Origin of the sequence: Chimaeribacter coloradensis (assembly GCF_002858715.1) — a bacterium.
Classification (GTDB): Bacteria; Pseudomonadota; Gammaproteobacteria; order Enterobacterales; family Enterobacteriaceae; genus Chimaeribacter; species Chimaeribacter coloradensis.
This window is the reverse complement of sequence record NZ_PJZH01000003.1, coordinates 316293-337523: the sequence shown is the minus strand read 5'-3', so window position 1 is coordinate 337523 and position 21231 is coordinate 316293. Positions and strand designations below refer to the sequence as shown.

Annotated in this window: 15 protein-coding genes; 7 read left to right on the top strand and 8 right to left on the bottom strand. The window is 60.3% G+C overall.

Annotation, left to right across the window (positions count from 1 at the left end):
- Nucleotides 1-10 precede the first annotated feature (10 nt).
- The 5 genes from acnB to pdhR form a co-directional block, all read right to left on the bottom strand.
- Nucleotides 11-2608 carry a bifunctional aconitate hydratase 2/2-methylisocitrate dehydratase gene (acnB, locus tag CYR32_RS05960; RefSeq protein WP_101823467.1) on the bottom strand — a complete coding sequence of 866 codons (2598 nt, stop codon included), beginning with the start codon at nucleotides 2606-2608 and terminating at the stop codon, nucleotides 11-13.
- Between the two features lie 883 nt (nucleotides 2609-3491).
- Nucleotides 3492-4916, bottom strand: coding sequence for a dihydrolipoyl dehydrogenase (gene lpdA, locus CYR32_RS05955; RefSeq protein ID WP_101823554.1), 1425 nt, complete (start codon nucleotides 4914-4916; stop codon nucleotides 3492-3494).
- A gap of 252 nt (nucleotides 4917-5168) precedes the next feature.
- Nucleotides 5169-7094, bottom strand: coding sequence for a pyruvate dehydrogenase complex dihydrolipoyllysine-residue acetyltransferase (gene aceF, locus CYR32_RS05950; RefSeq protein ID WP_101823466.1), 1926 nt, complete (start codon nucleotides 7092-7094; stop codon nucleotides 5169-5171).
- 15 nt (nucleotides 7095-7109) lie between these two features.
- A complete protein-coding gene (aceE, locus tag CYR32_RS05945; protein WP_101823465.1) occupies nucleotides 7110-9773 on the bottom strand; it encodes a pyruvate dehydrogenase (acetyl-transferring), homodimeric type in 2664 nt (887 codons plus the stop codon).
- A gap of 121 nt (nucleotides 9774-9894) precedes the next feature.
- On the bottom strand, nucleotides 9895-10659 hold the full coding sequence (gene pdhR / locus CYR32_RS05940; RefSeq protein ID WP_101823464.1) for a pyruvate dehydrogenase complex transcriptional repressor PdhR: 765 nt from the start codon (nucleotides 10657-10659) through the stop codon (nucleotides 9895-9897).
- 662 nt (nucleotides 10660-11321) lie between these two features.
- On the opposite strand from pdhR, the gene CYR32_RS05935 reads away from it, so the two are divergent.
- Nucleotides 11322-12674: an amino acid permease gene (locus CYR32_RS05935; protein WP_101823463.1), complete on the top strand. Its 1353-nt coding sequence runs from the start codon at nucleotides 11322-11324 to the stop codon at nucleotides 12672-12674.
- Nucleotides 12675-12792: 118 nt separating this feature from the next.
- Here the strand turns inward: CYR32_RS05935 and CYR32_RS21965 are convergent, their stop codons facing one another.
- Entirely contained in the window at nucleotides 12793-12918 is a 126-nt protein-coding gene (locus CYR32_RS21965) for a hypothetical protein (protein WP_277621938.1), read from the bottom strand.
- Here CYR32_RS21965 and CYR32_RS05930 point away from each other — a divergent pair.
- Both CYR32_RS05930 and CYR32_RS05925 read left to right on the top strand, forming a co-directional pair.
- Nucleotides 12917-14347, top strand: coding sequence for a glycoside-pentoside-hexuronide (GPH):cation symporter (locus CYR32_RS05930; protein WP_101823462.1), 1431 nt, complete (start codon nucleotides 12917-12919; stop codon nucleotides 14345-14347). The genes CYR32_RS21965 and CYR32_RS05930 overlap by 2 nt on opposite strands.
- On the top strand, nucleotides 14344-15300 hold the full coding sequence (locus CYR32_RS05925; protein WP_101823461.1) for a glycoside hydrolase family 43 protein: 957 nt from the start codon (nucleotides 14344-14346) through the stop codon (nucleotides 15298-15300). The genes CYR32_RS05930 and CYR32_RS05925 overlap by 4 nt, the downstream gene beginning before the upstream one ends.
- A 150-nt stretch (nucleotides 15301-15450) precedes the next feature.
- On the opposite strand, the gene ampE is transcribed toward CYR32_RS05925, so the two are convergent.
- Together ampE and ampD are read right to left on the bottom strand one after the other, a co-directional pair.
- Nucleotides 15451-16305, bottom strand: coding sequence for a beta-lactamase regulator AmpE (ampE, locus tag CYR32_RS05920; RefSeq protein WP_101823460.1), 855 nt, complete (start codon nucleotides 16303-16305; stop codon nucleotides 15451-15453).
- Nucleotides 16306-16349: 44 nt separating this feature from the next.
- A complete protein-coding gene (gene ampD / locus CYR32_RS05915; protein WP_101823459.1) occupies nucleotides 16350-16901 on the bottom strand; it encodes a 1,6-anhydro-N-acetylmuramyl-L-alanine amidase AmpD in 552 nt (183 codons plus the stop codon).
- A 129-nt stretch (nucleotides 16902-17030) separates the two neighbouring features.
- Here ampD and nadC point away from each other — a divergent pair, with 129 nt between their 5' ends.
- The 4 genes from nadC (at nucleotide 17031) to hofC (ending at nucleotide 21223) form a co-directional block, all read left to right on the top strand.
- Nucleotides 17031-17921, top strand: a complete 891-nt coding sequence (gene nadC / locus CYR32_RS05910; RefSeq protein WP_101823458.1) for a carboxylating nicotinate-nucleotide diphosphorylase — start codon at nucleotides 17031-17033, stop codon at nucleotides 17919-17921.
- Between the two features lie 227 nt (nucleotides 17922-18148).
- Entirely contained in the window at nucleotides 18149-18589 is a 441-nt protein-coding gene (gene ppdD / locus CYR32_RS05905) for a prepilin peptidase-dependent pilin (RefSeq protein WP_101823457.1), read from the top strand.
- On the top strand, nucleotides 18589-20025 hold the full coding sequence (gspE, locus tag CYR32_RS05900) for a type II secretion system protein GspE (protein WP_175578804.1): 1437 nt from the start codon (nucleotides 18589-18591) through the stop codon (nucleotides 20023-20025). Before ppdD ends, gspE begins: the two co-directional genes overlap by 1 nt.
- Entirely contained in the window at nucleotides 20018-21223 is a 1206-nt protein-coding gene (gene hofC / locus CYR32_RS05895) for a protein transport protein HofC (RefSeq protein WP_101823455.1), read from the top strand. Before gspE ends, hofC begins: the two co-directional genes overlap by 8 nt.
- Nucleotides 21224-21231 lie beyond the last annotated feature (8 nt).

The following is a 21231-nucleotide window of genomic DNA, read 5'->3' as shown; positions in this document are numbered from 1 at the left end:
CTATAGCCGCTTACACCGCGGTTTGGAAGATGACGCCATCCGCTTTTTCGGTGTACTGGGTCAGCTGGTCGAAGTTCAGATAGCGGTAGGTGTCCACCGCGGTCTTATCCACCTGCGCCATGTACTCCTGGTACTCCTGCGGGGTCGGCAGGCGGCCCAGCAGCGAGGCCACGGCCGCCAGCTCAGCGGACGCCAGGTAGACGTCTGCGCCGTTACCCAGGCGGTTCGGGAAGTTACGCGTGGAGGTGGAGACCACCGTCGCGCCGTCCGCTACCCGCGCCTGGTTACCCATGCAGAGGGAGCAACCCGGGATCTCGATGCGCGCACCGCTCTTGCCGAAGACGCTGTAGTAGCCCTCTTCGGTAAGCTGGGCGGCGTCCATCTTGGTCGGCGGGGCGACCCACAGGCGGGTCGGCAACTGGCCTTTGTGCTGATCCAGCAGCTTACCGGCAGCACGGAAGTGGCCGATATTGGTCATGCAGGAGCCGATGAACACCTCGTCAATGTGGCTGTTGGCCACCGAGGAGAGCAGGCGCGCGTCGTCCGGGTCGTTCGGCGCGCAGAGGATCGGCTCTTTGACGTCAGCCAGATCGATCTCGATCACCGCCGCGTATTCGGCGTCGGCGTCCGCTTCCAGCAGTTGCGGGTCAGCCAGCCATTTTTCCATGCCCTGGATGCGGCGCTCCAGCGTGCGGCGGTCGCCGTAGCCTTCGGCAATCATCCACTTCAGCAGCACGATGTTGGAGGTCAGGTACTCGGTGATCGGTGCCTTGTCCAGCTTGATGGTACAGCCGGCCGCAGAGCGCTCGGCGGAGGCGTCAGCCAGTTCGAATGCCTGCTCCACTTTGAGTTCCGGCAGCCCTTCGATCTCCAGGATACGGCCGGAGAAGATGTTCTTCTTGCCCTTCTTCTCCACGGTCAGCAGGCCCTGCTGGATGGCGTAGTAAGGGATGGCATGTACCAGGTCACGCAGGGTGATGCCCGGCTGCATTTTGCCTTTGAAGCGCACCAGCACGGACTCCGGCATATCCAGCGGCATCACGCCGGTGGCAGCCGCGAAGGCGACCAGCCCGGAACCGGCCGGGAACGACAGCCCGATCGGGAAGCGGGTGTGGGAGTCACCGCCGGTGCCGACGGTGTCCGGCAGCAGCATACGGTTCAGCCAGGAGTGGATGATGCCGTCACCCGGGCGCAGCGACACGCCGCCGCGGTTCATGATGAAGTCCGGCAGGGTGTGGTGGGTGGTCACGTCCACCGGCTTCGGATAAGCCGCAGTGTGGCAGAAGGACTGCATCACCAGGTCGGCGGAGAAGCCGAGGCAAGCCAGGTCTTTCAGCTCGTCACGGGTCATCGGGCCGGTGGTGTCCTGCGAGCCGACCGAGGTCATTTTCGGTTCGCAATATTCACCCGGGCGCACACCGGCGACGCCGCAGGCGCGGCCCACCATTTTCTGCGCCAGGGAGAAGCCTTTGTCGCTGGCCGCTACCGGGCGGGCGCTGCGGAATACATCGCTGTGCGGCAGGCCCAGGGACTCACGCGCGCGCGAGGTCAGGCCACGGCCGACAATCAGCGGGATACGGCCGCCGGCGCGCACTTCGTCCAGCAGCACGTCGGTTTTCAGCTCAAAGGTCGCGATCACTTCATTGGTGTCGTGGTTACGCACTTCCCCTTTGTAGGGGTAGATGTCGATCACGTCGCCCATGTTCAGGTTGGAGACGTCCAGCTCGATCGGCAGTGCGCCCGCATCTTCCATGGTGTTGAAGAAGATCGGGGCGATTTTGCCGCCCAGCACCACGCCGCCGCCGCGCTTGTTCGGCACGAACGGGATGTCATCGCCCATAAACCACAGCACCGAGTTGGTGGCGGATTTACGGGAAGAACCGGTACCGACCACGTCACCGACGTAGGCCAGCGGGAAGCCTTTCTGGTTCAGCGCCTCGATCTGTTTGATCGGGCCGACGCTGCCCGGCTGGTCCGGCTCAATGCCTTCACGGGCGTTTTTCAGCATCGCCAGCGCATGCAGCGGGATGTCAGGGCGCGACCAGGCGTCCTGTGCCGGTGACAGATCATCGGTATTGGTTTCACCGGTGACTTTGAACACGGTCACGGTGAGTTTGTCCGCCAGCTGCGGGCGGCTCAGGTACCATTCAGCGTCCGCCCAGGATTTCATCACCTGTTGCGCGTAAACGTTCCCCGCCTGCGCCTTCTCTTCCACATCATAGAAGTTATCGAACATCAGCAGCGTGTGGGACAGCGCCTTGGCCGCGATCGGGGCCAGTTGCTCCTGGTCCAGGGCTTCAATCAGGGGCTGGATGTTGTAGCCGCCCTGCATGGTGCCCAGCAGTTCGATGGCTTTTTCCGGGGTAATCAGGGGGGAGTGGGTGTCGCCTTTGGCGACCGCGGCCAGGAAGCCGGCTTTTACGTAGGCAGCTTCATCAACGCCCGGCGGTACACGGTTAATCAACAGGTCTAACAGGACTTCTTCTTCGCCCGCGGGCGGATTCTTCAGTGACTCAACCAGCGCGGCCATTTGGGAAGCATCTAATGGCTTGGGGGCGATGCCCTCTGCAGCACGCTCGGCTACGTGCTTACGGTATTCTTCTAGCACGACTCTCTCCTCGCTCTCATTGTCATTTATTGTGCCTGGCTATCCATATTTCATACCGGTGTAAAACCTGCCGCCCTGCGCACAGGGTTTTTCGCCTGATGAGATGCTTTGCCTTTTCAACGCTCGACTTCATGAAACGCCACAGCACTGCGGTCAATCACCTGGGCTGTAAGGGTACAGCGCCCGGTTCCGCCCAGCCAGCATATCAGGATTTGAATCGGTTGTTAATTCGTTCACATAAAAGCAACATTAAATCTTTGCTGAATCGTTAACCACAGGGGAATCAACTAAGGCACAGGCGGGGTGTGGGGATAGCCGGACAAACGTGTACTTACGGAGACAAAAAAACCGCCATAAAGGCGGCTTTTTCATTCCGTTGGTGTTAGCAGGCACCTCAGGAATACTTACATCGATGAACGATACAAGCGCTACAGAGCCAGGCGATCATGCGCTATTTTCAGGCAAATTGCAATCTGGGGCAGGCGATAAATACAACATTACCCCCTCTTTTTGTGTACCATTGTGCGGGGCTGTTCCGCCTGTTTAGCAGCAGGTCACCGGGCTCAGGGAACAGATCTGTTCTGCTGCGATACAAGTGCTACAGAGCGCTTGTTTCGTCTCTTTTTTCCCGGTGGAAAACAGACGGTCGTAGTCCTGTAAGGAACACGCAATGAGAAGGAGCTCGCTTTATCTCCTGATTGTTGTACTGGGAATGGCGTTAGGTGCAGGGAATGGCGGATGGTCAATTTCTGACATTTCTTTCACCGTTAACGTGATTCATCAGAGCAAGTAAGCGACTGGCCACGCTTCGGCGTGGCCTTTTTTCAGGCAAAAAAAACGGTGCCTTCCGGCACCGTTTTCTCAGGCTGAACCGCGGCGGGAATTACTTCTTCTTCGCTTTCGGGTTCGGCAGGTCGGTGATGCTGCCTTCGAAGATCTCGGCGGCCAGGCCCACGGACTCGTGCAGGGTCGGGTGCGCGTGGATGGTCAGCGCGATGTCTTCCGCATCACAGCCCATCTCGATCGCCAGGCCGATTTCGCCCAGCAGCTCGCCGCCGTTGGTGCCGACCACGGCACCGCCGATCACACGGTGAGTCTCTTTGTCGAAGATCAGTTTGGTCATGCCGTCTGCGCAGTCAGAGGCGATGGCACGGCCGGAGGCTGCCCACGGGAAGGTGGCGGTCTCGTAGCTGATGCCCTTCTCTTTCGCTTCTTTCTCGGTCAGGCCGACCCAGGCGACTTCCGGCTCGGTGTAGGCGATGGACGGGATCACTTTCGGGTCGAAGTAGTGTTTCTTACCGGAGATCACTTCCGCCGCCACGTGGCCTTCATGCACGCCTTTGTGCGCCAGCATCGGCTGGCCGACGATGTCGCCGATGGCGAAGATGTGCGGCACGTTGGTACGCATCTGCTTGTCGACGTGGATGAAACCACGGTCGTCCACTTCTACGCCCGCTTTACCGGCATCCATCAGTTTGCCGTTCGGCACACGGCCGATCGCCACCAGCACCGCGTCGTAACGCTGCGGTTCTGCCGGGGCTTTCTTGCCTTCCATCGTCACGTAGATGCCGTCTTCTTTGGCTTCTACCGCGGTGACTTTGGTTTCCAGCATCAGGTTGAACTGCTTGCTGATGCGTTTGGTGAAGACTTTCACCACGTCTTTGTCGGCGGCCGGGATCACCTGGTCAAACATCTCGACCACGTCGATTTTGGACCCCAGTGCATGGTAGACGGTGCCCATTTCCAGGCCGATGATGCCGCCGCCCATAACCAGCAGGCGCTCAGGCACCTCTTTCAGCTCCAGGGCAGAGGTGGAATCCCACACGCGCGGGTCGTCGTGCGGAATGAAAGGCAATTGGATCGGACGGGAACCCGCCGCGATGATGGCATTGTCGAAGGTGATGGTGGTCGCACCATTTTCGCCTTCAACCTGCAGGGTGTTGGCACCGGTGAATTTACCGAAACCGTTCACCACTTTAACCTTACGCTGTTTGGCCATGCCGGAGAGGCCGCCGGTCAGCTGGTTAATGACTTTCTCTTTCCAGGTACGGATTTTGGTGATGTCCGTTTTCGGCTCGCCGAAGACCACGCCATGTTCCGCCAGTGCTTTGGCTTCTTCAATGACTTTGGCAACGTGCAGCAGCGCCTTGGAAGGGATACAGCCCACGTTCAGGCAGACACCGCCCAGCGTGGAATAGCGTTCAACCAGAACCGTTTCAAGACCTAAATCAGCGCAACGAAAGGCCGCAGAGTAACCTGCCGGGCCTGCCCCAAGTACCACAACCTGGGTTTTGATTTCTGTACTCATCATGACCTCTTAATTGATTGTCCGGCGGGTCAGACGTCAGTTTTGTCGCTTGTAGAATTCATAACGCCCTTCATCCACCGGGACGCTTACACCGCGAGCAGTTTACAGAATTGTTAACAACCTGCAAAGCAAGTTCGAGTGTTCAGTGTCTTAGCTATCTGGTTGCGACGGGTTACACCCCATGTGAAACAGGCCGGGCAACCAGGCCGATGCCAAAAATAGAGAAGCCGGCCCGAGGGCCGGCCTGTGTGCTTACATCACCAGACGGCGGATGTCAGACAACATGTTATTGATGATGGTGATGAAACGCGCACCATCAGCCCCGTCAATCACGCGGTGGTCGAAGGAGAGCGACATCGGCATCATCAGACGCGGTGTGAACTCTTTACCGTTCCAGACCGGTTCCATCGCGGATTTGGAAACCCCGAGGATCGCCACTTCCGGCGCGTTAACGATCGGCGCGAAGTGCGTCGTCCCGATACCGCCCAGGCTGGATATGGTGAAGCAGCCGCCCTGCATTTCGCCGGCCGTCAGCTTGCCGTCGCGCGCTTTTTTGGAGATGGTCATCAGCTCGCGGGAGAGCTCCGTGATGCCCTTCTTGTTCACGTCTTTGAAGACCGGAACCACCAGGCCATTCGGGGTATCTACCGCCACACCGATGTTGATGTATTTCTTCAGCGTCAGCTTCTGGCCATCTTCGGACAGGGAGCTGTTGAAGCGCGGCATCTGCTCAAGGGCGGCAGCCACGGCTTTCATGATGAAGACCACCGGGGTGAATTTCACGTCCAGTTTGCGCTTCTCAGCTTCGGCATTCTGCTGTTTGCGGAACGCTTCCAGCTCGGTGATGTCGGTTTTGTCGAAGTGCGTGACGTGCGGGATCATCACCCAGTTACGGCTCAGGTTGGCACCGGAGATTTTCTGGATGCGGCCCAGCTCGACTTCTTCGATCTCACCGAACTTGCTGAAGTCCACTTTCGGCCACGGCAGCATGCCCGGCAGGCCGCCACCGGTTGCCGCCGCAGCGGCCGGGGCAGACTCAGCGCGTTTCACTGCGTCTTTCACGTAGCTCTGGACGTCTTCGCGTAGGATGCGGCCCTTACGGCCGGTGCCTTTCACTTTGCCCAGGTTGACGCCGAACTCACGCGCCAGACGGCGGATCACCGGCGTGGCGTGGACGTAAGCATCATTTTCCGCGAACTCGCCTTTGGCTTCCGGCTTGCTTTCCGCTTTGGCCGGGGCCGCTGCTGTCGCGTTGGATTCCTGCTCCGCTTTCGCCGGGGCAGCAGTTTCCTGCTTCGCACTGCCCTGCTGTGCCGGGGCTGCGCCTTCGACCTCGAAGATCATGATCAGGGAGCCGGTTTTCACCTTGTCGCCGGCCGCGATCTTGATCTCTTTGACGGTGCCCGCGAACGGTGCCGGCACTTCCATCGAGGCTTTGTCGCCTTCCACGGTGATCAGGGACTGCTCAGCCGCGACCTTGTCGCCAACCTTGACCATCACCTCGGTAACTTCTACTTCATCACCGCCGATGTCCGGCACGCTGACCTCTTTGCTGGCGGAGCCGCCCTGCGCTTTCGCAGGCTCAGTTTCACCGGCCGGTTTCGGCGCGCTCTGCGGCTGTTCTGCCGCGCCTGCGACTTCGAACACCATGATCAGGGAGCCGGTGCTGACTTTGTCACCGGTCGCGATCTTGATCTCTTTGACCGTACCGGCGAACGGTGCCGGTACTTCCATGGAGGCTTTGTCGCCTTCCACGGCGATCAGGGACTGGTCAGCCTCGACCTTGTCACCCACTTTCACCATCACCTCGGTCACTTCCACTTCATCGGAACCGATGTCAGGAACGTTGACTTCTTTGCTGGCACCGGCGGCGGCGGCAGCCGGTTTCTCTTCCGCTTTCGCGGCAGGCGCGGCCGGGGCCGGCGCTTTCTCTTCAGAGGCCGCACCGGCCTCTTCGAAGGTCATGATCAGTTTGCCGGTTTCGACTTTGTCGCCCACGGAAACTTTGATCTCTTTCACCACACCCGCCTGCGGGGAGGGCACTTCCATTGAGGCTTTGTCACCCTCAACGGCGATCAGCGATTGTTCAACCTCAACTTTATCGCCAACCTTCACCATCACTTCGGTGACTTCAACTTCATCTGCACCGATGTCCGGTACGTTGATTTCGATAGCCATCTTTTCTTTACCCTCTTATGCCAGACGCGGGTTAACTTTGTCAGCATCGATGCCGAATTTGGTAATCGCTTCTGCCACTACCTTGGTGTCGATGTCGCCACGTTTTGCCAGTTCACCCAGTGCAGCCACTACCACGTAGGAAGCGTCCACTTCGAAGTGGTGACGCAGGTTCTCACGGCTGTCGGAACGGCCGAAACCGTCAGTACCCAGTACGCGGAACTCGCTGGCCGGGATGAAGCTGCGCACCTGCTCGGCAAACAGTTTCATGTAGTCGGTGGAGGCCACGGCCGGAGCGTCGCTCATCACCTGGGCGATGTACGGCACACGCGGCTCTTCAGACGGGTGCAGCATGTTCCAGCGCTCGCAGTCCTGGCCGTCACGCGCCAGTTCAGTGAAGGAGGTGACGCTGTAGACGTCAGAGCCCACGCCGTACTCTTTCGACAGGATTTCTGCCGCTTCACGCACATGGCGCAGGATGGCACCGGAGCCGAGCAGCTGCACTTTGCCTTTGCTGCCTTCCAGGGTGTCGAGCTTGTAGATACCCTTGCGGATACCCTCTTCGGCACCTTCCGGCATCGCCGGCATGTGGTAGTTCTCGTTCAGGGTGGTGATGTAGTAGTAGACGTTCTCCTGCTTCTCACCGTACATGCGCTCCAGGCCGTCATGCATGATCACCGCCACTTCATAAGCATAGGCCGGGTCATAGGAGATGCAGTTCGGGATGGTCAGCGACTGGATGTGGCTGTGGCCATCTTCGTGCTGCAAGCCTTCGCCGTTCAGCGTGGTACGCCCGGAGGTGCCGCCAACCAGGAAGCCGCGCGCCTGTTGGTCGCCCGCCAGCCAGCAGAGGTCACCGATGCGCTGGAAGCCGAACATCGAGTAGTAGATGTAGAACGGGATCATCGGCAGGTCGTTGGTGCTGTACGACGTTGCCGCAGCCAGCCAGGAGGAGGCAGCGCCCAGTTCGTTGATCCCTTCCTGCAGGATCTGGCCTTTCTCGTCTTCACGGTAGTAGGCAACCTGCTCACGGTCCTGCGGGGTGTACTGCTGGCCGTTCGGACTGTAGATCCCGATCTGGCGGAACAGGCCTTCCATACCGAAGGTACGCGCTTCGTCAGCGATGATCGGCACCAGACGATCCTTGATGGAGTCGTTTTTCAGCATCACGTTCAGCGCACGCACGAAAGCGATGGTGGTGGAGATCTCTTTCTTCTGCTCTTCCAGCAGAGCGGAGAAGTCCTCCAGCGCCGGCATCTGCAGCTTTTGGGTAAAGTTCGGCAGGCGGGTCGGCACGTAGCCTTTCAGGGCCTGGCGGCGCTCATGCAGGTATTTGTGCTCTTCTGAGCCCTCTTCGAATTTGATGAACGGCAGCGATTCGATGTTTTCGTCAGTGACGGTCACATTGAAACGGTCACGGAAGTAACGCACGCCTTCCATGTTCATCTTCTTCACCTGGTGGGCGATGTTCATGCCTTCCGCGGTGACGCCCATGCCGTAACCCTTCACGGTGTGGGCCAGGATCACCACCGGCTTGCCTTTGGTCTCCTGCGCTTTTTTCAGTGCAGCGAAGATTTTCTTCGGATCGTGGCCGCCACGGTTCAGCGCCCAGATCTCGTCGTCGCTCAGGTCTTTCACCAGCGCCGCGGTTTCCGGGTATTTGCCGAAGAAGTGCTCACGCACATAGGCACCGTTTTTGGACTTGAAGGTCTGGTAGTCGCCGTCCACGGTTTCGTTCATCAGCTGGATCAGCTTGCCGCTGGTGTCTTTACGCAGCAGCTCGTCCCAACGGGAACCCCAGATGACTTTGATCACTTCCCAGCCGGCACCGCCGAAGATGCCTTCCAGCTCGTTGATGATCTTGCCGTTACCGGTCACCGGGCCGTCGAGGCGCTGGAGGTTACAGTTGATCACGAACACCAGGTTGTCGAGCTTCTCACGGGTGGCGATGGTGATCGCGCCCTTGGATTCCGGCTCGTCCATCTCGCCGTCGCCCAGGAAGGCGTAAACGGTCTGCTCAGAGGTGTCTTTCAGGCCGCGGTGCTCCAGGTATTTCAGGAACTTCGCCTGGTAGATGGCGCTGATCGGGCCGAGGCCCATCGACACGGTCGGGAACTGCCAGAATTCCGGCATCAGTTTCGGGTGCGGGTAAGAGGACAAGCCTTTACCGTGCACTTCCTGACGGAAGTTGTTCATCTGCTCTTCGGTCAGGCGGCCTTCCAGGAAGGCACGTGCGTAAACGCCCGGGGAGATGTGGCCCTGGAAGTAGACCAGGTCGCCGCCATCTTTCTCGTTGCGCGCACGGAAGAAGTGGTTGAAGCAGACTTCGTAGAAGGTCGCGGAAGACTGGAAGGACGCCATGTGGCCGCCCAGCTCCAGATCTTTTTTCGACGCGCGCAATACGGTCATCACGGCGTTCCAGCGGATGGCGGAACGGATGCGGCGCTCCAGCTCCAGGTTGCCGGGGTACGCCGGCTGGTCTTCCACGCTGATGGTGTTGACGTAGTTGCGTGCGGCAGCACCGGCAGCGACCTGAACGCCGCCTTTACGTGCCTCTCCCAAAACCTGATCAATCAGGAACTGAGCACGCTCAACACCCTCTTCACGGATGACCGATTCGATCGCCTGTACCCAGTCGCGGGTTTCGATCGGATCCACGTCATTATTTACACGTTCTGACATGGTGGGATTCCTTATCTTCTCTATACGTTGGTGTAATGGAGCCTGTCTTCCTGTGCTCTGGGGCAGAACACACGAAGACAGGCCCGTTATGGGTTGCCGCTATCAGTGCTTAACTAAGCGCTTAGTCCCTGCGTTGCTGGAGACGGCGCAGCGATCGCTCCCGCCGGCTGTGTTCTCGGCTGAGATCCAGCAAAATTTCCTCAATAAACGCCAGGTGCCGGTGCGACGCCTCGCGGGCCTTCTCCGGCTCACGCGCCACAATCGCCTCAAAAATGCCGGCACGGTGGCTGCTCACTTTCGCCAGCATTTCGCGGCGGGAGTAGAGCAATTCAAAGTTCTGTCGGACGTTCTTTTCCAGCATCGGGCCCATACAGCGTAACAGGTGCAGCAGCACCACGTTATGCGCCGCCTCTGTCACCGCCACCTGGTACTGCATCACGGCGTCCGCTTCGGCATCCAGATCGCCGCTGTCCTGCGCCTGCTGGATCAGCAGGTGGCAGTCGCGGATGCGCAGCAGATCTTCCTCTGTGCCGCGCAGGGCCGCGTAGTATGCGGCGATCCCCTCCAGCGCGTGGCGGGTTTCCAGGAGGTCGAATTGTGATTCAGGGTGGTCGGCCAGCAGTTCAGCAAGCGGGTCGCTGAAGCTTTGCCACAGATTTTTTTGGACGAAGGTGCCGCCGCCCTGACGCCGCAGGAGCAGGCCCTTGGCCTCCAGACGCTGGATGGCCTCTCTGAGAGAAGGACGCGACACATCAAACTGTTTCGCCAGCTCACGCTCCGGGGGTAATTTCTCGCCGGGACGCAGCGTCCCTTCCAGAATCAGATACTCCAGTTGCTGCTCAATCACATCCGATAATTTGGGCTGGCGGATCTTGCTGTAGGCCATGTTATTCTTCTCGCCGGAAAGCGCGTAGTAAATTGGTAATACCAATTTATAAAACGTGCCCGTAAACTAACAAAGTATTCACCTTCTGTCCATATCGCACGAATGAAAAGCGCCAGGCTCGCACATTTTAACAAAGATTTTACCTGCCCCCGTCAAAGGCCCCGTCTGGGCTTGGTATAACCAATTTTGATGCAGATCAATTTTTAACGTTTACGAAACAAATAAGCCCGGCTGCTGAAACGTGCCTTACTGCATAACTCTGCCTGAAACCGTGGAATTTCCGCATACTCATGCATTGGTCATGTCAGCGGCAAAAACGCGGTGCCTGCCCCGCCCAGCCAAAACCCTCTTACCATTAATACTTTTTAACTGAATTATTGTTGCCGGTGATGACCGTTCGATGACCGCGGCTGCGCACAGGAGGGGATTTCTGTAGGTGTGGGCTGCCCGGTGATTAACCGGACGCCAATTAGGCAGTTACATTCAGAAACCAGGTGCAAACTTTTTCGCTTACCACTATTCTGGCCGCAACGGTAGCGTACGGCGTCTCTTCCTTCCTCCCGTTCCGTAAACCTATTAATACAATAATTGTAACTATAGTCTTACACAGGGTGGATCTGCGCCTGGTAAGACGTTTGCCCCAAAGTGACAGAGGACAGTAAATGGATGAAAAACAGCACGGCGATGAGCTGAAACGTGGGCTGAAAAACCGCCACATTCAGCTTATTGCCTTAGGTGGTGCCATTGGGACCGGGCTTTTTCTCGGCATCGCACAGACAATAAAAATGGCAGGCCCCTCGGTGCTGCTGGGGTATGCGGTCGCGGGCTTTATCGCTTTCCTGATTATGCGCCAGTTGGGTGAGATGGTGGTGGAGGAGCCGGTAGCCGGCTCATTTAGTCACTTCGCCTATAAATATTGGGGCAACTTCGCCGGTTTCGCCTCCGGCTGGAACTACTGGGTGCTTTACGTCCTGGTGGCGATGGCAGAACTCTCCGCCGTCGGCATCTATATCCAGTACTGGTGGCCGGAGATCCCGACCTGGGTCACCGCAGCCGTGTTCTTTGTGCTGATCAACGCCATTAACCTGACCAACGTGAAGATCTATGGCGAGATGGAGTTCTGGTTCGCCATTATCAAAGTGGTGGCGATTGTCGGCATGATCGTGTTCGGCGGCTGGCTGCTGCTGAGCGGCCACGGCGGCCCGGAAGCCACCGTGACCAACCTCTGGGCGCAGGGCGGCTTCTTCCCGAACGGCATCGGCGGGCTGGTGATGGCGATGGCGGTGATCATGTTCTCCTTCGGCGGGCTGGAGCTTATCGGCATCACCGCGGCTGAAGCGGATAACCCGGATGTCACCATCCCGAAAGCCACCAACCAGGTGATCTACCGCATCCTGATTTTCTACATCGGCTCGCTGGCGATTCTGCTGTCGCTCTACCCGTGGGGCAAAGTGGTGGAAGGCGGCAGCCCGTTTGTGCTGATCTTCCACGCACTGAACAGCAATGTGGTGGCGACGGTGCTGAACATCGTGGTGCTGACGGCGGCGCTGTCGGTTTATAACAGCTGCGTCTACTCCAACAGCCGGATGCTGTACGGCCTGGCCAAACAGGGTAACGCGCCGAAATCCCTGATGAGCGTCGATCGCCGGGGCGTGCCGGTGGCCGCGATCGGTATCTCCGCGCTGGCGACTGCGCTGTGCGTGCTGATCAACTACCTGATGCCGGGCAAAGCGTTTGAGCTGCTGATGGCGCTGGTGGTCTCCACGCTGGTGATCAACTGGGCAATGATCAGCCTCGCGCACCTGAAGTTCCGCAAGGTGAAACGCCTGCAAGGCATTGAGCCGAAGTTCAAGGCGTTCTGGTACCCGTTCAGCAACTACCTCTGCCTGGCCTTTATGCTTGCCGTGCTGGTGATCATGTACCTGACACCGGGCATCCGTATCTCGGTGCTGCTGATCCCGGTCTGGCTGGTGATCCTGGGCATCGGTTTCATGTTTACCCGCAAACGCCGCTGATTTCTCCCTGCTGCGACAAGCCCGGCCTTCGCCGGGCTTTTTTTATGCCCGTTTCGCGCCGTCCGGCCGTTAACCTTGTTAATAAATAAGCAAGTTTGTTGTTAACTTGCTAACGATCTCACACTTTCACCAGCGTGACTGATTTGTCCATCTCTATAACCATCGGCTTCTGCATAGTGTGCGGCAGAGGGCGCAATAATCGTCGCCTGACGCAGTTTTTATCCATCACGGAGAAAAGATCCATGAAAGGTGGGGCGCTTTCGATTAAAGAGAAGATTGGCTATGGGATGGGCGACGCCGGCTGCAACATGATTGGCGGCGCCATCATGCTCTTTCTCAACTATTTTTATACCGATGTGTTTGGCCTGGCGCCGGCGCTGGTGGGCGTGCTGCTGCTCTCCGTGCGGGTGATCGATGCCGTCACTGACCCGATTATGGGGGCGATTGCCGACCGCACCGAGAGCCGCTGGGGGCGTTTCCGCCCCTACCTGCTCTGGATTTCCGTGCCTTATGTGCTGTTCAGCGTGCTGATGTTCACCACCCCCGAGTGGAGCTACAACAGCAAGGTGATCTATGCCTTTGTCACCTATTTCCTGATGTCCCTGACCTATACCGCCATCAATATTCCTTACTGTTCCCTGGGCGGGGTGATCACCGCTGACCCGCACGAACGCGTCTCCTGCCAGTCCTACCGCTTCTTTATGGTCGGCATCGCCACCCTGATCCTCTCCTCTACCCTGCTGCCGATGGCGGAGTGGTTCGGCGGTGATGACCGGGCGCGCGGCTACCAGATGTCGATGGGCGTGATGGCGGTGATCGCGCTGTTTATGTTCCTGTTCTGCTTTGCCACCGTGCGCGAGCGCATCCAGCCGGCGGTGCCGAGCCGCGATGCCCTGAAATCGGACTTGAAAGATGTGTGGAAAAACGACCAGTGGGTGCGCATCCTGCTGCTGACGCTGTGCAACGTCTGCCCCGGGTTTATCCGCATGGCGGCCACCATGTACTACGTCACCTGGGTGATGGGGCAGTCCGCCTCTTTCGCCAGCTTCTTTATCAGCCTGGGGGTGGTCGGCATGATGATCGGCGCGGCGCTGGCCAAACCGCTCACGGATAAGTTCTGCAAGCTGAAAGTCTTCTTCTGGACCAACATCGTGCTGGCGATCTGCTCCAGCGGCTTCTACTTCCTCGACCCGCAGCTCACCAACCTGATTTTGGTCGCCTATTTTGTGCTGAACATCCTGCACCAGATCCCCTCCCCGCTGCACTGGTCGCTGATGGCGGACGTGGATGATTACGGCGAGTGGAAAACCGGCAAGCGTATCACCGGCATCAGCTTCTCCGGTAACCTGTTCTTCCTGAAGGTCGGGCTGGCGATCGCCGGGGCGATGGTCGGCTTCCTGCTCTCGTTCTATGGTTATGATGCCGGGGCGAAACAGCAGAGTGCCTCCGCAGTGAACGGCATCGTGCTGCTGTTTACCGTCATTCCGGGCGTGGGCTACCTGATCACCGCCGGGGTGGTACGCCTGCTGAAGGTTGACCGCAGCCTGATGGCACAGATTCAGCTTGATTTGGAAAAACGCCGCCAGAACTACCGTGAACTGGCGGAGTACAAGGGCAGCAAGCACCATGAGGGTGCGCCCCTGATTGCCGCAGATAAGGAGCCGCAGGCATGACTGCAACACATTACCCTAACCCGCTGATTACCCAGCGTGCCGACCCGTTTATCCACCGCCATGAGGACGGGCACTACTACTTTATTGCCTCTGTGCCGGAGTATGACCGGCTGGAGCTGCGCCGTGCCGCCTCGCTGGAGGCACTGGCCACCGCTGAGCCGTACATCGTCTGGCGCAAGCCGGAGCGCGGCCCGATGAGCGCGCTGATCTGGGCACCGGAACTGCACTACATCGACGGCAAGTGGATTATCTACTTCGCGGCTGCGCCCTCCCAGACCATTGTCGACGGCCTGTTCCAGCACCGGATGTATGCGCTGGAGTGCGCCGATGCCGACCCGCTGCGCGGCCGCTGGATCGAGCGCGGGCGCATCCATACCCAGTTCGACAGCTTCTCGCTGGACGCCACCAGCTTTGAGCACCAGGGCAAGCGCTACTACCTGTGGGCGCAGAAAGACCCGGCCATCCGCGGCAACTCCAACCTCTACCTGTGTGAAATGGAGAACGCCTGGCGGCTGAAAGGCACCCCGGTGATGCTGAGCAAGCCGGAGCTGGAGTGGGAGACGCGCGGTTTCTGGGTCAACGAGGGGCCGGCGGTGATTGTGCACGGCGAGCGGATTTTCATCAGCTATTCCGCCAGCGCCACCGACGAGAACTACTGCATCGGCCTGCTCTGGGCTGACCTCAGCAGTAACCTGATGAACCCGGCCAGCTGGCATAAATCCCCCACGCCGGTCTTTACCACCAGTTGGGAGAACCGCCAGTTCGGGCCGGGGCACAACAGCTTTACCGTCAATGCCCAGGGCGGGGATGTGCTGGTTTACCACGCCCGCAACTACACCGAGATTGAGGGCGACCCGCTCTACGACCCAAACCGCCACACCCGTATCAAAGATCTGGAATGGGACAAGCAAGGCATGCCGGTGTTCGGCGTGCCGCCGGCGGATAACCGCTGAGGTAACGCGCGCACCGGCCTCCGCCAGCGGATGACGGTGCGCCGGGCAGCCTTTGTTCCGGCTCGTGAAGTGACGCAAACAAAAAAGCACGGCGCGCGCCGTGCTTTTTTTATGCCATGCTGCCCCTGTTGCCGCCGGGCACGCTGTCCGTCAGGTCAGCGTGCCGTAGATGGTCAGCAGCGCCACCACTACCACAATGATCATGGTAACTTTTTTCGCCAGCGCCACGGCGGCGCGCGGCGTCTGGATCGGGTCCAGATGCGGTTCCCGCGCCAGCGAAAACTGGGCCAGCCCGGTCAGCACCGTATATTGGGGGGTGTGGCGATCCCAGATTGAGGCGAACCAGGCCGGCAGCGCCCGTTCCCCATGCCCAAGCAGGGCGTAAGCCACCCCGGCCAGCCGTACCGGCACCCAGTCCAGCAGGTGCAGCAGGGCATCAATCCCGGACTGCGCCCGCAGCAGCGGGGAGCCGTGCCGCGCCAGCCAGGTCTGGTAAGCGCGCAGGAAGGCGTAGCCCGCCAGCGCCAGCGGCCCATAAGGCCCGCACACCACAAACCAGAACAGCGGGGCCAGGTAGTAACGGAAGTTAATCCACAGCAGCGCGTTTTGCAGCTCCCGCAGCCGCAGTTCCTGGGTGCAATCCACCGGCAGGCCGTGAATCAGCGCCAGCTCGTCCGCCAGGTTTTCACAGGCGCGGGCGTCGCCCTGCCGGGCGGCTTTCAGGTAAGCGCGGTAGTGCCGCCGCTTGCTGCCGGCCCCGATGCACAGCAGGCCAATCACCACCCACAGCATCAGGCTCAGTACCCCAAAGAAAAGCCCATGTACCACCCACAACAGCCCCCATACCACACCGACCCAGCACAACAGCATCAGCACCGTTTTCGGCCATGATGCACTGTGGCTGCGCTGAAAGACCCGTTCCAGTCGGTGGTCCAGTTGCCAGTGGTCGCCCAGTTTAAACAGGCGCTCCCAGGCTAAAACCAGCAATAAAGTAAAAAGCGTCATCTGCCGAGGTATCCCCTTATTTCACACGTGCCTGACCAGGCGCCTCAGCGCTGTACGGCGCTGAGTTGCTGACGATAACCGGCCCAGTCAAACGCCGGGCCAGGATCGGTTTTGCGTCCTGGGGCCACATCACTGTGGCCGGTAATGCTTTCTACAGTAATAGGATACGCGTTAATTAACAATTCGCTGACCGTTGCCAGGCTTTGGTACTGGGCATCGGTAAACGGCAGGGTATCGGTGCCTTCCAGCTCAATGCCGATGGAGAAATCGTTGCAGCGCTCACGCCCCTGCCACTGCGACACCCCGGCATGCCAGGCGCGGTCGTCGAACGAGACATACTGCACAATCTCGCCGTCACGCCGGATCAGGCAGTGCGCCGCTACCCGCAGGGTATGAATCTCCGCAAAGAACGGGTCATCCTCCGGGTTCAGTGTGCCGGTAAACAGCTGGTCAATATAGGGGCCGCCGAACCGGCCGGGCGGCAGGCTGATATTATGAATAATCAACAGACTCGGCACCGTGCCTTCCGGGCGTTGATCACAATGCGGTGACACCACCTTTCTGACCCCTGTCAGCCACCCTTTCTCCAGTTTCATCCTTCACCTCTTCCCGTACGCCGGGGATTGCCGGTGGCCGGGTACGCGCCACGGCCCGATATGGTACTTATCCGGGCAACAGGGTAGCATGTTTCCCCTACCCCCTAATCCGCCATTTCGGAGATTTTCATGCCAACCCGCAGCTACAGTGCCGAGAGCCGCCGGACTGAATTACTCAACCGTATCCAACATGATATTCCTGACCTGGTTGCCCAGGCGCTGCGTGAAGATCTTGGCGGCGACGTCGACGCTGACCGCGATCTCACCGCCCAGCTCCTGCCGGCAGACACGCAGGCAGAAGCGACCATCATCACCCGGGAGGCGGGTGTGTTTTGCGGTGCGCGCTGGCTGAATGAGGTCTTCATCCAGCTCGGCAACCGGGTACACGTGACCTGGCACGTCAAAGACGGGGATCGCGTAGTGCCGGACCAGATCCTGTGTGAGCTCAGCGGCCCGGCCCGCACGCTGCTGACCGGCGAACGCACGGCCCTTAACTTTGTGCAGACTCTCTCCGGCGCGGCCACCGAGGTCAGCCGTTATGTGGCGCTGCTGGAGGGCACCCGCACCCAGCTGCTCGACACCCGCAAGACCCTGCCCGGCCTGCGTACCGCGCTGAAATATGCCGTGCTGTGCGGCGGCGGCGCTAACCACCGCCTGGGCCTCTCTGATGCGTTCCTGATCAAGGAAAACCACATTATCGCCACCGGCTCCATCCAGAAGGCAGTGGAACAGGCGTTCTGGCTGCACGCCGATGTGCCGGTTGAAGTGGAGGTCGAGTCCCTCGACGAGCTGCGCCAGGCCCTGGATGCTGAAGCGGACATCATCATGCTGGACAACTTCAGCCTGGAGATGATGCGCGAGGCCGTTGCCCTGGCTCAGGGGCGCGCCAAGCTGGAGGTGTCCGGCAATGTGACCGATGTAACCCTGCGTCAGTTTGCAGAAACCGGGGTGGATTACATCTCTGTCGGTGCCCTGACCAAGCATCTCCGGGCGATGGACCTCTCCATGCGCTTTCGCTGAGTGACCGGCTCCCGGCCACCATACCGGGAGCCGTTGCGCCGTTATACGCCGCTTTTCCTTCCCGCGTTCTCCTTTCCTCATACCTTGCGAGCTTGCTTCCACTCTTTTTTGTAACCCGCTGAACAGCAGATTTTTATTTCGGGATGTGCCGAAACCTTGCGCCCGGCCGCTGGCACCCTACCGGCCGGATGCTTACCGTGGCGGCTCCTTACCCCACGGAGTGAAAAATGCGTAACCAGCAAGGTTTTACCCTGATTGAACTGATGGTGGTGATTGCCATCATCGCTATCCTGAGCGCCGTCGGCATACCGGCCTACCAGAGCTATATCCAGAAAGCGGCGCTGACCGATATGTTACAGGCGATGACCCCTTACAAGATGGCGACAGAGCTTTGCGCCATTGAGCAGGGCGCGCTGACCGGCTGCAACCTCGGCACGGCGGGCATTCCGGCCAGCAAGTCTACCCATTACGTCAGCGGCGTAGCGGTGACCAACGGCGTGATTACCCTCACCGGCCAGGCGGCGCTGAACGGCCTGAGCGTGACCCTGACCCCGGTGCCGGATACCCAGGCCGGTGGGCTAGTGTGGCAGCGCCGGTGTGAGGCCGCAGCAGGCACGTTGCAGACGCTGTGCGAAGAGGTGTTCCGGTTTGATGCGGGGAACGCCTGATGCTGCCGGTTACCGAACAGCAGACGGCCGCGCTGCACCAGATCTGCGCGCGCTTTCAGGCGGTGATCATCCACCATGATGCCCGGCAACTGCATGTGGCGGCGCAGGCGGAGGTGCTGGAAGCACTGAGTGAGGCGTTGCGGTTCGCCTGCCCCCAGACATTGCACACCGAGTGCTGGCCGGCAGCGCGGCTGGAGCAGGCACGCCAGGCCGCAGCCCAGAGTAATGCGGAGCCGCCCGCCCCGCCCCCCGGCAGCCACGCCGGGGTGACGCTGGCGGATGACGCTACCCCGGCTGCGGCCTTTATCCGGGAGATGCTGCTGTTGGCGCTGCAACGGCGCGCTTCAGACATCCATCTTGAACCCGGGGCCGGGCGTTACCGCCTGCGGTTGCGGATTGATGGCGTGTTGCAGGAGATCGCGCCGCCGCCGGGTGAGTTGGGTAACCAGATCGTCGCGCGGCTGAAAGTGATGGGCAAGCTGGACATCGCCGAACGCCGCCTGCCGCAGGATGGGCAGTGCACCGTGCAACCCGGCGGCCAGCCGGTTGCCTTGCGCCTCTCCTCACTGCCGACCCTGTATGGTGAAAAGCTGGTGCTCCGCCTGCAACATGGCCCCCAGCAGGCACCGGACATCACCCAGCTCGGCATGGCCCCGGAGGCGCTGGCCTGTTTCCGGCGCGTGCTGGCGCAACCACAGGGGCTGGTGCTGGTCACCGGCCCCACCGGCAGCGGCAAAACCGTGACGCTCTACAGCGGCCTGACGCTGCTTAACAGCCCGGCACATAACCTTTGCAGCGTGGAGGATCCGGTGGAAATTCCGGTTGAGGGCATCAACCAGACGCAGGTCAACCCGAAAGCGGAGTTGAGCTTTGCCCGCATCCTGCGTGCGCTGCTGCGCCAGGACCCGGACATCATCATGATTGGTGAAATCCGTGATGCAGAGACGGCGGAGATCGCCGTTAATGCCGCGCAGACCGGGCATCTGGTGCTTTCCACCTTACATACCAACTCCACGGCTGAGACGCTGGTGCGCCTGAACCAGATGGGCATTGAGGGGTACCTTATCGCCTCCTGCCTGAAGCTGGTGATTGCCCAACGGCTGGTGCGCCGCCTCTGCCCCCATTGCCGCGCCCGCAGCCAGGAACCGGCACCCCTGCCGCCGGGCAGCCTGCCCGGCCCGCTGTTTCCCTGGCGGGCAACCGGCTGCGACCACTGTTGCGCCGGGTATTATGGCCGCACCGGGTTATATGAAATGCTGGTGGTGACCCCGGAGATTCAACAGGCCCTGACCCGGCAAGCCACCGTACAGGCGCTGACAGAGATCGCCCGCCAGCAGGGACAGGCGTCGTTACTGAACGCCGGGCTGGCGCTGGCGGCGGAGGGCATCACGTCGCTGGAAGAGGTCTACCGGGTGGTGGGGGCGCAGGATGGCTGACCCTTGCCTGTTCAGCTGGCAGGCGATTGACCTCCAGGGGCAGTTTCAGCAGGGTGATCTGCTGGCGGCCAACAAGCAGGCGGCGTCTGAGCACATCATTACGCAGGGGTTACAACCTCTGCGGATCGTTTCTCATGGCCGGGTGGGCAAAGGGCACTGGAAGCCCGCAGAACGCAGCGCACTGTTCCAGCAACTGGCGACCCTGCTTCAGGCCGGGCTGCCGCTGATGGAAAGCCTGACGCTGCTGGCTGAGGGGCACCCCAGGGCGGGGTGGCGCTGTGTTCTGCGCGAGCTGGCCACCGCGATCGCAGGCGGCCTGCCCTTTTCCGCCGTACTGGCCCACTACCCGGCGGTGTTCCCGGCCATCTGCGTTCAGATGATGGAGGTCGGGGAACTGACGGGGAATATCGATCACTGCTGCCAGCAATTTTCCCAACTTGAGGAGCGTGCCCAGCGGCTGCGGCAGATGATCCGGAAAGCGGTACGCTACCCGCTGATTGTCAGTGCGATTGCGCTGCTGGTCTGCATCCTGATGCTGACGCTGGTGCTGCCTGCCTTTGCGGCCATCTACCAGAGCTTTAATGCCCCGCTGCCCTGGTTCACCCGCGCGCTGATTACTGCCTCAGGTTACCTGACCACGCAGGGGCCGTGGCTGCTTCTCCTGCTCAGCCTGACGGGGCTGGCGTACCGGTTCCGGCTGCACCCGCAGCCGCGCTGGCAGCAGCGGGAGCAGCAGGTGGTGTTACGCCTGCCGTTGATTGCCGGGCTGGTTCAGGGCGGCAGCATTGCCCAGATCTTTTCCACCCTGGCGCTGACCCAGCGGGCCGGGCTGGATCTGCTCACCGGGTTGCAGGCGGCCGCCCGGGCGGTGCCCAACCTCTGCTATCAGCAGGCGGTCATGCGTGTCCGGGACCAGGTCGGCCAGGGGGTGCCGCTGCACCAGGCCCTCACTCTGGAGCCGCTGTTTACCCCGTTGTGCCGGCAGTTAACCCGCGTCGGTGAGGAGTCCGGTTCGCTGGATACCCTGCTGGTGCGGCTGGCGCAGTGGTACGAGCAACAGACCCTGCAACAGGCGGAGGGGCTGGCGCAAACGCTGGAGCCGCTGATGATGGTGGTGACAGGTTGCGTGGTGGGCGGGCTGGTGATCGCCATGTATCTGCCGATTTTCCAGCTGGGCAGTGTGATGGGCAACGGGTGAAAAGCAAG

Bases quoted from the DNA above. Each gene is read 5' to 3' on its own strand.
- ampE (WP_101823460.1), bottom strand. From the start codon at position 16,305: ATGACGCTTTTTACTTTATTGCTGGTTTTAGCCTGGGAGCGCCTGTTT.
- CYR32_RS21965 (WP_277621938.1), bottom strand. From the start codon at position 12,918: ATGGATCTTTTCTCCGTGATGGATAAAAACTGCGTCAGGCGACGATTA.
- aceF (WP_101823466.1), bottom strand. From the start codon at position 7,094: ATGGCTATCGAAATCAACGTACCGGACATCGGTGCAGATGAAGTTGAA.
- CYR32_RS05935 (WP_101823463.1), top strand. From the start codon at position 11,322: ATGGATGAAAAACAGCACGGCGATGAGCTGAAACGTGGGCTGAAAAAC.
- ampD (WP_101823459.1), bottom strand. From the start codon at position 16,901: ATGAAACTGGAGAAAGGGTGGCTGACAGGGGTCAGAAAGGTGGTGTCA.
- nadC (WP_101823458.1), top strand. From the start codon at position 17,031: ATGCCAACCCGCAGCTACAGTGCCGAGAGCCGCCGGACTGAATTACTC.
- hofC (WP_101823455.1), top strand. From the start codon at position 20,018: ATGGCTGACCCTTGCCTGTTCAGCTGGCAGGCGATTGACCTCCAGGGG.
- lpdA (WP_101823554.1), bottom strand. From the start codon at position 4,916: ATGAGTACAGAAATCAAAACCCAGGTTGTGGTACTTGGGGCAGGCCCG.
- gspE (WP_175578804.1), top strand. From the start codon at position 18,589: ATGCTGCCGGTTACCGAACAGCAGACGGCCGCGCTGCACCAGATCTGC.
- aceE (WP_101823465.1), bottom strand. From the start codon at position 9,773: ATGTCAGAACGTGTAAATAATGACGTGGATCCGATCGAAACCCGCGAC.
- pdhR (WP_101823464.1), bottom strand. From the start codon at position 10,659: ATGGCCTACAGCAAGATCCGCCAGCCCAAATTATCGGATGTGATTGAG.
- CYR32_RS05925 (WP_101823461.1), top strand. From the start codon at position 14,344: ATGACTGCAACACATTACCCTAACCCGCTGATTACCCAGCGTGCCGAC.
- CYR32_RS05930 (WP_101823462.1), top strand. From the start codon at position 12,917: ATGAAAGGTGGGGCGCTTTCGATTAAAGAGAAGATTGGCTATGGGATG.
- ppdD (WP_101823457.1), top strand. From the start codon at position 18,149: ATGCGTAACCAGCAAGGTTTTACCCTGATTGAACTGATGGTGGTGATT.